This is a genomic window from Melittangium boletus DSM 14713, assembly GCF_002305855.1.
GTDB lineage: Bacteria > Myxococcota > Myxococcia > Myxococcales > Myxococcaceae > Cystobacter > Cystobacter boletus.
Genome location: NZ_CP022163.1, coordinates 4,159,213 through 4,171,374 on the forward strand (window position 1 = coordinate 4,159,213; position 12,162 = coordinate 4,171,374).

Below are 12,162 nucleotides of genomic sequence, written 5' to 3' on the forward strand. Positions count from 1 at the left end.
CATGACCCTGTTCCGGTACCCTGAGGATCGAATCCCCGTCCTGCTGTTCGCGACCGTGTTCGCGCTGGACCTGTCGGTGTACTTCCTGGCGAGCAACTGGTGGCTGCCCATCCTGTGGTTCGGCCTGTGGATCATCCCCAAGGGGTGGATCAGCTCGTGGAACCACCACCACCAGCACCTGCCCATGTTCAAGCACGCGCTGCCCAACCGGCTGCTGGAGATCGTCTTCGGTTTCCAGACGGGCGTCACGTCGCACGCGTGGTTCCTGCACCACGTGGTGGGCCACCACCGCAACTACCTGGACCAGGAGAAGGATGAGTCCACGTGGAAGCGGCCGGACGGGACGACGATGGGGGAGCTGGAGTACTCGCTCAAGACGGCGCTCACCGCCTATCCGCGGGCCCTGAAGGTGGGCCTGGAGCAGCCCCAGCACCGCAAGGCGTTGCGCGTCTTCGTGGGCATGGCGCTCTTGCAGGTGGTGCTGCTCGGCGCGCTGTTCTGGCACAACTGGTACAACGCCCTCTTCGTCTTCCTGCTGCCCATGGCGGTGTCGCTCTACGTGACGGCGTGGGCCACCTACTTCCACCACGTGGGCCTGGAGACGAAGGACCACAACGAGGCCTCGTACAACATCCTGCACAAGGGCTACAACCTGATGACGGGCAACCTCGGCTACCACACCGCGCACCACTCGAAGCATGGGTTGCACTGGTCGAAGCTGCCGGAGTTGCACGCGCAGCTCGCGCGCCACATCCCCGCCAACCTCTACCGCGAGCCGGGCATCCCCTTCGTGTGGAGCGGTTCGGAGGCCAAGCTGGAGCTGACCCCCGAGCAGGTGGAAGCGCTCGCGGCCACGGCGGCCGCGCCGAAGCGGGCGGCGGCCTGAGGCAGGCGGAGCGGGGACTTCACGGCCGGGTGAGCGTGAGGTCCAGCACCGTCATGGACCAGGGGGACAGCACCGTCTGCACGGTGCTGCCCGACTGGAGCAGGGACGGATTCGCGGCGAAGCCAGACGCGTCACCGCGGTAGGTGTAGAGCTTCGCGCTGGCCACGTCGCCGCAGCCCTTGAGCTCCACCTGGGTGTTGCGTGCCGTGTCCGGCGACAGGTTGAGCGCCACGGCGACCATGTGCCGGCCGTCGTCGCTGCGCGAGGCGAACAGCGACTGCTCGCGGGTGTCCGCCTCCTTGTCGAAGCGGCTGGGCACGTAGGTGTCCAGGAAGCGCCCGCCCTTGCCGTCGAAGTTGCGGAAGGCGCGGAAGGCCCAGAAGGTGGGGCTGCGGAAGGGCGGGTAGGTGAAGAGGAACGCCGAGGTGAGGCCCTGCTCGGCGAAGCGCCCGAGCGCCTCGGCCTGCGCGAGTCCACCGCTCATGTGCCCCGTGGCGCCGAAGTTGTACTCGCCCAGGGAGAGGCCCAGGCCCGGGTAGTTCTCCGCCACCCAGCGCTTCATGCGGGGGATGAGCTCCACCGTGTCGTCGATCCACGACTCGTCGCGGTACTTGGGATCCCACAGCGCGCGCACGGAGCGGATGCGCCGCTCGGACGTGTCCGCGTCGGTGGCGCCGCGCTCCTCGAAGCCGATGCCTTCTCCCTGCGGGTAGAAGTGCAGATCGAACACGTCGAGGATGCGGGTGCCCGTCTGTTGCTCGTGCTCGCGCAGCTTCTTGAGGTACCAGGCCGAGAGCGGCACGTTGCCGTGCGCCTTGCGATCCTTCTTGTTGCCGCCCGGGGCGATGTCCGCGGCGGAGGAGAAGTAGTTGGGCCAGCCCCACTCGGCGGGGCCCGCGATGACGGCGTCTGGATCCGCCTGGCGCACGGCGGTGCCGTAGGCGATGGTGCGCTCGAGCAGCTCGTCATAGGTGACGGGCTCCGGGTGCACGTCGCGGTGCGTGGTGTTCCAGAGCATCGGCTCGTTGTCGAGGATGTACATCTGCACGCTGCGTCCGCGCTTCTTGTCCTTCTCGCGCAGGGTGCGCACCCACTCGTTGATGAAGGCGGGAGGCGCTTCCACGCTGGTGAGGGTGGGCACGGGCGGCGGCAGCGCGTCTCCCCCGGCGGCGATGCCGTTGCCGGCCTCCTTCACGTCGGGATCCATCTTCTGCTGGGAGCCGAAGAGGGAGCGGGGGAAGCTGGTGGAGGTGGCGTCCTTGGCCACCCAGCCGAGCATGGGCACGGTGAGGGCGGACTGGACGCCCTTCTGCAGGTTCGTCTGGAGGAAGGTGTCGGCGGTGTACTGGGGCGTGGTGCCGAGGATGATGTTGCGAAAGAAGTAGTCGTTGGCCGTGTTCCAGACGTTGCCAATCTTCCAGTTGTAACGGGAGGTGGGGTTGCCGCCCCAGCGGCGCGCGGTGGCGCCCAGCTCCCACTGGTGGGTGTCCTTCTGCTCGCGCAGGTTGTTGAAGGCGATGCCGTAGATGAGTGGGCTGATGGCATGGCCGGGCGCGGTGCAGTCCACCACCACGCGCGAGCTCTTGGCGTTGCCGATGGGCAGACGGCCTCCGCCCACGCTGACGGCGGTCTGGGGCGGCGGCTCGGGAGGCGGCGCGTCCGGCGTCATCAACCGGGCGAAGCCCACCTGGTTGAACTCCACCCAGTCCGCGCCCACTTCCTTGTAGGCGCGCAGCACCACCTGGTTGAAGGCCTGCTTCTTCGGGTTGAGCTCGTCCATGGGGACGAACACCTGCGTCCAGTCGCCCTCGCGCTGGGTGACGTATGCGTTGGACAGCTTCACGCGCGGAAAGAGCGTTTCGCCGCTGGAGTCCAGCCGCACCTCGAGGAAGTCCCCGAAGCCCGCGGGGGCGTGGTAGCGCAGCGTCAGTCCGCCATATTCCGTCCCCAGGTCCTTCTTGTAGAGCGCCCACCCTCCCATCTTGGCCAGACGCAGCTTCGCCTGGGTCTCGTCCTTGAGCTCGCGCTCGGCCCAGCCGCGATCCTCCCACCCCGGGCGCAAGCCATTGTCATACGCCAGCTCCACGGGCACGACGGTGGGCCGGGGCGCCGCCTCGGCGCTGGCCTGGGCCGTGGACGGTTCGGAGGCCCCCGTGCCCTCGACGAGCGTCATGCCGCCGGGGGCGGTGAGGCCCAGTTGATCCACCTCCACCCAGTCGGTGCCCACCGGCTTGTAGGCGCGCAGCACGAGCCGGGTGAAGGGCAACTGCTGGGGATTGAGCTTGTCGAAGGGGACGAAGATCTGCACCCAGCCCTGCTCTCGGCGCGCCACGTGGCTCGCGTCCACGCGCACGCGGGGGAAGAGCGTCTCGCCCTCCGAGTCGAGCCGCACCTCGAGGAAGTCGCCGTAGCCCTCGGGGGCGCGATAGCGCAGCGCGAGTCCGCCGAAGTCGCCCTGGATGCCCGTCTTGCGCAGCATCCAGCCGCCCATGTTGGACAGGCGCAGCTTCGCCGGGCCGGGCTCCTTCAACTCCCGGACGCTCCACCCCTCGTCCGTCCAGCCTTCCTGGAGGGTCGAGGCGAAGGCCACCTCGGTGAGCGCGGGGATGTCATAGACACCGCCCGGCGCCGGCGCCGAGGTCGTGGCCGCCTGGGACTCGCCGCGGCTGCAGGACTTGCACGAGATGAGCGGAATCGTGCCCAGGCTGAGGCCGGCCCACAGGGCCACGGAGGCCTTGCGCATCACTCGCCGTCCACGTCCCGGCGCGGGAGGACGCGGGCGGGGATGCCCACCGCCACGCTGTCGGGAGGGATGTCCTGGAGCACCACCGCGTTGGCGCCGATGCGCGAGCGGGCTCCGATGGTGATGGGACCGAGGATGCGCGCGCCGGCGCCCACCCACACGTCGTCCTCGATGACGGGGTAGCCGTCGTCCTTGGCGGTGCCCACGGTGTTGTTGCCGTAGAAGCGCACCCGGTCGCCCACCTTCGCGTCACCGCCCACCACGGTGCCCAGGCTGTGCACGAAGTAGACGCCGCTGCCCAGCTCCACGTCCTTGCCAATCTCCACGCCCAGCAGCGCCGTCTGCGCCACGCGCAGCGCGTGGTTGCCCAGCGGAATGCCGAGCCCCCGCGCCGCCTCGCGCAGGCGCTGCAGCGCGAGCACCCGGAAGCCGTCCGACGTGAGCACCATGGACGCCACGGCCTTCACGCCCGTGTGGCCATGCTCGGCGCGCGCCGCCTCCAGCGCGTCGTCCTTGAGCGCCTGGGCGAGCTTGAGCACCTGGCCCGGCTTGCCGCCGGTGACGGCGAAGCGGCCCACGTGCTGGAGCGCCCGCCCGAGCGAGCCCGCCTCGGCGCGCGCGCCGCGCAGGTACTCCATGGCGTACGTCACCGAGGTGCCCATGAAGGCCAGCTTCGTGTAGCCCGCCTGGTCCGCCCGGCGCGCCGCCTCCATGACGGCCTCCGTCACGGGACGGGTGGCCTCGGGCGCGAGCACCGCGGCGGCGAGCAGCGGCCGCGCCAGCGGATTCATCTCGAAGAGGAAGCGCCAGGGGTCCACCTGGGGCACATCCGGGTGCTTGCCCGCCACGCGCGAGTCGAAGACGCCATAGCGGTGGGCGCGCTTGAGCCACTTCTCGTAGCTGGTGTGATCCGAGCCGTGCAGCACGTGCGCCGCGGCGGCGAACTCGAAGCGGCAGCCGGCCTTCTCCAGGCGCACGCCCAGCTCGATGTCCTCGGACTGGCCCAGGCTCTTGTCGAAGCCGCCCGCGGCCACGTAGTCCTCGCGCCGGAACGAGACGTTGCCCGTGAAGAGCTGCCAGCCGTGGGCGCGCCGCTTGGGGCCACTCATGCTCGCGGCGATGCGGTTGTTGAGCCAGGCGTACCAGCGCTCGAACAGCGGCATGTCGGAGATGGCGGGGTCGGGACGGATGCCGCCAATCACCACGTTGCGTGAGCCGCGCGGATGGCGTGACAGGTGGAGCGCGAGGAAGTCCTCGGCCACCTGCATGTCGTCGTCGGTGATGAGGACGATGTCCCCCTGGGCCGCGAGCACGCCCCGGTGCCGCGCGGCGGCCGCGCCGGCGTTGGCCTGCGTCTCCACGCGCAAGGCGTAGGGCAGGGTGAGCTTCTCCAGATGGGGCGCCACCGGCTCCTTCGAGCCGTCATCCACCACCACCACCTCGAAGTCGGACGGGGCGAGCGTCTGCCGGGCGAACTGCGAGAGCAGGCGCTGGATGAGGTCCACGCGGTTGTACGTGGCAACGACGACACTCAGCCTCGGGCGCGGGGCCACGGGCCGAGGGGGAACAACGGCGCCAGGGGCGCCGGAAGCTGCGTTCATTTCTTCGGGGCTCCGGACGGGGGCTGGAGGGTAACGCTTCCCAGGAAGCGCTCCTTCCCAATCAGGTCCAGCGTGCGCCGGGCGGACGTGTAGTCCGACGTCCCGAGCGTCACGCACAGCAACGCCCGCTCCGCGGCGAGTGCCACCTCGAGCCCGAGTGGATTGGCGACGATGGAGTCGATGAGGACCACCACCCGGTCCCCCTGCTCCACGTAGGCCTGCATCTCGCTCACCACGTGCTGCGAGGCACCGAGCTCCAGGCCCTCGGCATCGAGGAAGTGCAGGGGCGTGCTGCTCTGCCGGCTGGCCACCTCGAGGATGGCCTGCACTGCCTGTACGCCCGAGCCCCCCTCGTGCGCGGGCACCACCACGAGCGACGACCAGCGATGGCGCTGGTTGAGCATCGCCCACAGGTGCAGCAGCGTGCTGGAGGGAGCGCTGGGCGCGGGCTTGTACTGCGGCTCGGCCACCTCGGCCGCGACACCGTCCATGCCGAGGGCCGGCTCGGACGGAACCACGGGGTTGGGCACTGGCCGGTTTCCACGAACCACCGACAGGGGCTGCACCACGCGGCGCGGCTCCGGCGGCGTGGGGCCTCCTCCGCCACCACGCGAGCCACCTTTGGTCTTCTTGTCGTTCGGCTCGAACATGGCTGGAGCCATGTTACCGCGTCGCGGGGGGTTTGGCACCTCAGAAGCGGACGGGCCCTGACGCGGACTGTCGTATTTGCGTGGCCTCTTGGGTCTGCGGTGCGCTATCATACACGATTTCCTGCCAGGGTCCCTGTTTTACCGGCTTCTTGAACAGCGCGGTCGCTCCGTGACTGGGCGTTCGGCCAGGCACCGGTCAGGGTGGCGATCTTGCCCGCGCACGTCGCGGCCATGGCGATGAGAAGGGTGCCCAGCCAACTGATGGTGCCCATGTCTCCGAAACACTGGTTGGTATAGGCCACGATCACCGCCATGGCCACCAAACAGCCTGTGCGCCACAGGGAATCCCGGGCCCGGTGGTAGGCGCGCACCGTCAGGAAGACGGCGATGGAGATCCACGCCCACAGGCCGCTGAAGCCCACCACTCCACCGAAGGCGAGCATGCCCAGCACCGAGTTGTGCGGGTGGTAGCGGTAGTCGGCGAAGGCGTGGGAGATGTCGGGCAGGGGGATGACTTCGTCGAACTCATGACCCCAGCCGCGACCCATGATGGGGTTGGCTTCCCAGGTGTGGATGACGTCCAGGTTCTCGATGTCGCGGTAGTCCATCTGCCCCTTGGCGAGGTTCTCGCCCTCGAGGACGGACTTGAAGATGCCCACCGGACCGAAGATGCCCGTGGGGTTCTGCCAGCCCGCCACCAGGTAGAAGGGAAAGAAGGGCAGGAAGAGCAGCGCCACCCGGGTCATCTTGACCTTCAGGGGGCTCCAGGGACTCAGCAGGAAGGCGGCCATGAGCGAGAACATGAAGCTCACGTAGGCCAGGCGCCGGTCGTTGTAGTGCATGCCCATGAAGATGATGGCGCACACCCAGAGCATGCGCTTGAAGTTCTTGGGCGTGGGCTCCTCCAGCCACGAGAAGATGACGCACGCGAGGCCCGTGACGTAGAGCATGGAGTCCGAGTGCGTGGTGGCGTACTCGAAGTAGTAGCCCCGGGGCCGGGCGATCATCACGATGAACCACGCGCCCAGGCACGCCTTGGTGCAGCAGCCCACCACGATGATACGGCCGAGCGCGCGCAGATCCTCGGGCCCCTTCAGGGCGACGTTGAAGAGCAGCACCATGAGCGGCAGCACCGCCATCTGGTGCCACTGCCACTGCGCCACGCGCGAATTGCCCCCGTTGATGAAGATGCCGAACACCTGCAGCCACGCGATGGTGCCGGGCAGGACGAGCAGTCCGATCACCAGCGGCTTGGGCAGGGAGGGGGTGATGGCGTCCGTCTTGATGCCGTTGATGCGCCGGTAGGCGTAGAGGGCCAGGAAGCCCATGATCGCGATGTCCAGCAGGGGAAAACCCAGGCCGGGCACGCCGAGCACGTTGCTCAGGTTGAGGAAGAGCAGCTTGCCGGGGAAGTACAGGGGGGACTGCCAGCGGCCCTCGTAGGGCACCTCCGGCACCAGGTCCACCGTCACGGCCGCGGCGAACAGCGCGAGCGTCAGCTTGCGCACCGGCTGCTGGCACACCCAGTACAGGAAGGCCGCGAGCACCATGGGCACCGGGGCCACGGCCGGAAACAGGATGACGAGCCCCAGCGTGGCCAGCACGAGCAGGGCCAGCAGCGCCATGAACACGGGAGTGCGAGAGAGAAAGGCTTCCATCGTCATCCCAGCGGGCGCGAGGCCCACCCGTCATCCGCTCAGGGCTTCTGGCCCTCGCGGGTGGTTCGTACCCACTCGCCCTTCTTCTCCGCCGGACGGCTCACCACCAGCCACAGCTTCCACGCCACATAGAAGGGCGCCCGCGCGAGCGCCAGCAATCCCTGCACGCCCTGGCCGGAGACCCACCAGCCGCGCATCACGTACGTCACGAGCGCCAGCACGCTCGCCGCCGCCGCCCAGGCGGACAAGGCCACGCCGCCGCTCATCCAGGACAGCGCCGCGGACGCCACCGCCAGCGCTCCCGCGCCCAGCACCACCCAGCTCAGGGGCGGCACGAGCAGATCCGCCGCCAGGTCCACCAGCACCCGATCTCCCTTGCGCAGGCCCTCGGCGAGCAGGGGCAGACCATGCTGGCGCATCATCGCCATGCGTCCGCCCTCCCAGCGGCGGCGCTGCGAGCGCGACGCCTTCTCTCCGGACACCATCTCCCCGAGCGCCTCGGCCTCCCACGCGTAGTGCACGCGCTCTCCCGCCTGGCCCAGGCGGATGCCGTACTCCAGGTCCTCCACGATGGAGAACGCCTCGTGGGGCACCTTGCGGATGATGGCGTGGGTGAAGCACATGCCGTTGCCGCGCAGGCCGCAGGACACGCTCAGCCGCTCGCGGCCCATGGAGCGCACCTTGTGGAAGAGCGCCATGGCCACCGCCATGAGCCGCGTGCGCCACGAGGCCTCCGGGTTGAGCACGCCGTAGTGCGCCTGGACCGCGTGGGCGCCCGCCTCCAGCCGCAGCGCGAAGGCATGCAGCAGGTTGGGCGTCACCTGCGTGTCCGCGTCCACCACCACCACCGCGTCGGCGAAGCCCTCCGCGAGGCTCGTCTCGAACGCGAGCTGCAGCGCGTAGCCCTTGCCCCGGAGTTCCTGGTTGTGCCGCACGAGCACCTTGGCCCCGGCCTCGCGCGCCCGGTCCGCCGTGGCGTCCGAGCAGTTGTCCGCCACCACGATGATGCGCCGCAGCTCCACCGGCCAGTCCACCCCGGACAGGTTGCGCACCGTGTTCGCGATGCCCGCCTCCTCGTTGTGGGCGGGGATGATGACGTCGAACTTGAGCCGCGGGGGCAGTCGCGGCGGTGCTGGCTTGAGACCCGACAGGAGCGTGAGCAGCAGCAGATAGCCCGAGGCGGCGAGCACCGGCACGGCCAGGACGAGGAGCGACAAGTCGAGCAGCATCACGGGGTAGGCGGACTCCGGTTGGGGCGTGGGGGCTCGGCGGCCACCGCGCTTATCGGGACTGACGCTCCAGCGGCAGCGTTTCCATCTCGGCCAGCACGGGCAGGCCCAGGCCCCGCTTGACCTGCCAGGATTGCAGGAGCCGGCCACTGAGTACGTCGCGCGCGAGCGCCGCGAAGACACCCAGGAGCAGCCCGGCGATGATGCCGCCGATGGCGATCACCTTCGCGTTGGGCTTCATGGGCGCGCGGGGGAACTCCGCCGGGGTGAGCAGCGTGTAGCGGTACTTGAAGGTCGCCTTGACGATGTCCGTCTCGAGCTTGGCCGTCTCGATGCGCCGGCGCAGCTGCTGCAGGTTGGCGCTGCGGATGCGCACCTCGTCCAGCGCCGTCGCCGCCTTGGGGTTCTCCGACACCGCGGGCAGGATGCCCATCAGCACGCGCTCCAGGCCGTAGGGGTCCGGCACGGGCTCGTCCGGGAAGGGCACGGAGCCGCCGCCAATGCGCTCGTAGTCGCGCGTCATCTGCTTCTCTTCCGAACGCAGCGTGCTCGTGTTGAGCGAGCCTTCCGCCTGCAACGCCGCCACCTGCTGCTCCAGCGCCATCAGGGACGGGTGGTTCTCACCGACGAGCTTGCGCTGCGCCACCATCTCCGCCCGCAGTCCTTCCAGGCGCCGGTTGTACAGGCTCTCGGAGTCGTCGATGGCGCGGCGCTTGGCGCGGATGAGGAAGCGCATCTCCGCCATCTGCTGGTTCGTGTTGAAGCCACCCACGCGCGGATCTCCCACCGCGCGCCGCCGCTCGATCATGATCGCCGCGAAGATCTTCTCGAAGCTCACGAAGGCCTTCGTGTAGGCCTCCAGGGCCGTCTTCTCGTGCTCCTCGAGGATGCTCTGGGCGTCGGTGATGCTCGCCAGGTCCTCGCGCTGACGCGCCTCGAGGAAGCCCTGCTGCGCGGCCTCGACGAGCTCATACGCGAGCTGGGGCTCGGGCCACATGACGGAGATGGCGACCCGGCCATCCTCGGTGTTCACCGTGAGGGACTTCTCCAGCATGCCCACCAGGGCGTCCAGCTTGATGTCCTCGCTGGGGCGTCCGGACACCAGGTTCATCACCTTGTCCTTGAAGCGCAGCAGGGGCGCGCGCGTGGAGTCCCAGCGGTCCAGCAGGTTCACCCGCTTGATGAGGGACACCAGGTTCTCGCGCCGCATCACGGCTTGCGCGGCCGAGCGCGTCACCGAGTCGATCTCCCCCGGCGGACGCAGGGGGTTGGGCGGATCCGCGTCCAGGGCGGGAATCCGGTCCGGGTTGACCAGGGCGGCGATGGTGGAGGCGCGCTTGGGCAGGAGCGTGGCCTCCGAGTAGAAGGTGCGCGGCAGGAACTTGGCGAGCGCGAGCCCCAACGCCGCCGTCACCACGAAGGTGCCCAGCGCGAGCAGCTTGTGGCGCAGGAGCGCGTTCTTCACATAGCCGAAGTAGTCGCGCATCGCCTCCCAGTCGAAGATCTGGGACTGGGCGCGCTCCACTTCCGGGAGTTCCTCGTGCGGGGAGGACATGGCCGTCTATGCCTTCTTCCACGGAGGATTCGGGAGCACTCGCTCCACCTGCTGGCGCAACTCCTCGGTCGTGAAGGGCTTCATGAGGTAGCCGCTCGCGCCGGCCAGCTCCGCCTGGGCCCGGTCCATGGTCTGGGTGCGCGCGGAGACCATCAGCACGGGGATTTCCTGCAGCAGGGGCGTATTGCGGATCATCTCGCACACGTCGTAGCCCGAGATGTCGGGCAGCGTGAGGTCCAGACACACCAGGACGGGGACCGGCCTCATCTCGGCGAGGCACGCCAGGGCGTCCGCGCCATTGGTCGCCTCCACGATGTGCGTGAAGCCCAGGGCCTGGAGCTCCCCGGTGAGGATCTTCCGGGACAGTTCCAGGTCCTCCACCACGAGGACGGCTCCTTGCTGCTGCGCCATAGAATCTCTCAGGTTCTCAGTCCGCCATCGACGTCCAGAGCACCAGGACGACGAAGATGTAGAAGAAGTTGTACGCCACGAACATCGCCACCGCGCGTTTTACGCCCCGGACCGCGTTTTGTTCACGGGCGGCCAGGCTGGGGAGCACCAGAAGCGCGTAAAGCACGGACATCAGGAGGAACTTCTTCATGGCCTGGTGACCTCAAAGCCTACCACGGTCATACCGGACCACCAATCCGACGCTCGTGGACCACTGGACAACAGCGTCGGTCGACAAGACGACGTGGTGTGTCCATCTGAACTGCCCCTTTGTCTGCAAGAAGAGGTGGCGGCCAAGCGGCAAGGGAAACAGCGCATCCCACTCGGCCTTCGTCTCGTCGTCATAGCGATGGACTCCCGAGGTGAGCGCATGGCTGTAGAAGAGCTTGCCCGTGACCTTGGCCTCCCGCCGGCCTTCCCATTTGAACTCCACGCCCGTCTCGCCCCGGGGGATGAGTTGGGTGGTGAGCGGATCCATGTATGGCAGATAGCGCGCGCGCACCTTGGCCTTCACCGGCCAGTGATGGCCGATGGGCACCGGCGTGTTGAGCGCGATGTCCAGCGTGGGCATGCTGAAGGCGAAGGGCGCCTGATCCGGCCGGCGGGGATAGACACGGCCCACGGCGAACCCCGGCTCCACGCTCACGTCCACCAGGTTGGTGAACTGGTGCTGAATGCCCGGGGCGAATTGGAGCATCGCGTCGCGGTTGCCGGTGGAGAAGCTCACGTCCCGGCCGTACAGCAGCATGGTGAAATAATCGCGGCGGGTGGCGCCATAGAAGGACTGCACCCGCAGCTCGGGGTAGCGCTGCTGGGGATAGGCGGCGTCGCCTCGCTTCACGGGGCGTACGGGGGGATCCAACAGGCCGTTGACGACCCAGCCGAGCGTGCCGGCCACGTTCAGCCGCTTGATGCCCAGTGAGCTCACGAAGCCCACCGCCGTCTCCGTATAGGTGTAGGAGCTGCCCGTGCTCGCCTCCTCGATGGGCGCGACGGGCAGGGCGCTGCCCCCCGCTCCCTGGAAGGTGTCCAGCGGGAAGGTGCCGAAGGTGGTGGTGTGGATGGCCAGGAACCTGAAGTCGCGGCGCAGCGAGTACTCGAGCTGCGTGAAGACGGACTGGAGGGACTCGAACGTGGGCCGCACGCCCGTCTGCCGCATCCAGAATTGCGGCTCGTAGGAGAGCTTCCACTCCAGGCGGTTCGTGTACATCACGCTGTCCAGGCGTGGCGCGACCATCAGGTCCGTCACGACCTTGGTGCCCGCGGGGGCGAGCTCCGTGAGCAACGGCGTGCGCACGACGGAGTCCAGGCGCGCCGAGAGCTTGTATTTGATGGGCGGAACGGAGGCCACGAGCAGCCAGCCGAGTGCGAGGGCGGGCAGCGCCATGCG

General features: G+C 68.7%; 10 protein-coding genes. 1 reads left to right on the forward strand and 9 read right to left on the reverse strand.

Annotated elements, in window-relative coordinates:
- Position 1 precedes the first annotated feature (1 nt).
- A complete protein-coding gene (locus MEBOL_RS17615) occupies positions 2–886 on the forward strand; it encodes a fatty acid desaturase family protein (protein WP_095978529.1) in 885 nt (294 codons plus the stop codon).
- A 19-nt stretch (positions 887–905) separates the two neighbouring features.
- Here MEBOL_RS17615 and MEBOL_RS17620 read toward each other — a convergent pair whose 3' ends face one another.
- The 9 genes from MEBOL_RS17620 to MEBOL_RS17655 form a co-directional block, all read right to left on the reverse strand.
- Positions 906–3,629, reverse strand: a complete 2,724-nt coding sequence (locus MEBOL_RS17620) for a glycoside hydrolase family 44 protein (RefSeq protein WP_095978530.1) — start codon at positions 3,627–3,629, stop codon at positions 906–908.
- Positions 3,629–5,230, reverse strand: coding sequence for an exopolysaccharide biosynthesis glycosyltransferase EpsD (gene epsD / locus MEBOL_RS17625; protein ID WP_095978531.1), 1,602 nt, complete (start codon positions 5,228–5,230; stop codon positions 3,629–3,631). Before epsD ends, MEBOL_RS17620 begins: the two co-directional genes overlap by 1 nt.
- Positions 5,227–5,892 (reverse strand): hypothetical protein, encoded by a 666-nt coding sequence (locus MEBOL_RS17630; RefSeq protein ID WP_095978532.1) that lies wholly within the window; start codon positions 5,890–5,892, stop codon positions 5,227–5,229. Before MEBOL_RS17630 ends, epsD begins: the two co-directional genes overlap by 4 nt.
- Before the next feature lie 95 nt (positions 5,893–5,987).
- Complete coding sequence (gene wzy, locus MEBOL_RS17635; RefSeq protein WP_095982841.1) at positions 5,988–7,538, reverse strand: exopolysaccharide repeat unit polymerase; 1,551 nt, start codon at positions 7,536–7,538, stop codon at positions 5,988–5,990.
- A 38-nt stretch (positions 7,539–7,576) separates the two neighbouring features.
- Positions 7,577–8,767, reverse strand: a complete 1,191-nt coding sequence (gene epsU, locus MEBOL_RS17640) for an exopolysaccharide biosynthesis GT2 family glycosyltransferase EpsU (protein ID WP_179956464.1) — start codon at positions 8,765–8,767, stop codon at positions 7,577–7,579.
- Positions 8,768–8,819: 52 nt separating this feature from the next.
- Positions 8,820–10,322: a GumC domain-containing protein gene (locus MEBOL_RS17645; protein WP_095978534.1), complete on the reverse strand. Its 1,503-nt coding sequence runs from the start codon at positions 10,320–10,322 to the stop codon at positions 8,820–8,822.
- 6 nt (positions 10,323–10,328) lie between these two features.
- Positions 10,329–10,733 carry a response regulator gene (locus tag MEBOL_RS17650; RefSeq protein ID WP_095978535.1) on the reverse strand — a complete coding sequence of 135 codons (405 nt, stop codon included), beginning with the start codon at positions 10,731–10,733 and terminating at the stop codon, positions 10,329–10,331.
- 16 nt (positions 10,734–10,749) lie between these two features.
- Positions 10,750–10,923, reverse strand: a complete 174-nt coding sequence (locus tag MEBOL_RS41870) for a hypothetical protein (protein ID WP_170115531.1) — start codon at positions 10,921–10,923, stop codon at positions 10,750–10,752.
- Positions 10,924–10,935: 12 nt separating this feature from the next.
- The gene (locus MEBOL_RS17655) at positions 10,936–12,159 is read right to left on the reverse strand and encodes a hypothetical protein (RefSeq protein ID WP_095978536.1); all 1,224 of its coding nucleotides are present in this window, start codon (positions 12,157–12,159) and stop codon (positions 10,936–10,938) included.
- Between the last annotated feature and the right edge of the window lie 3 nt (positions 12,160–12,162).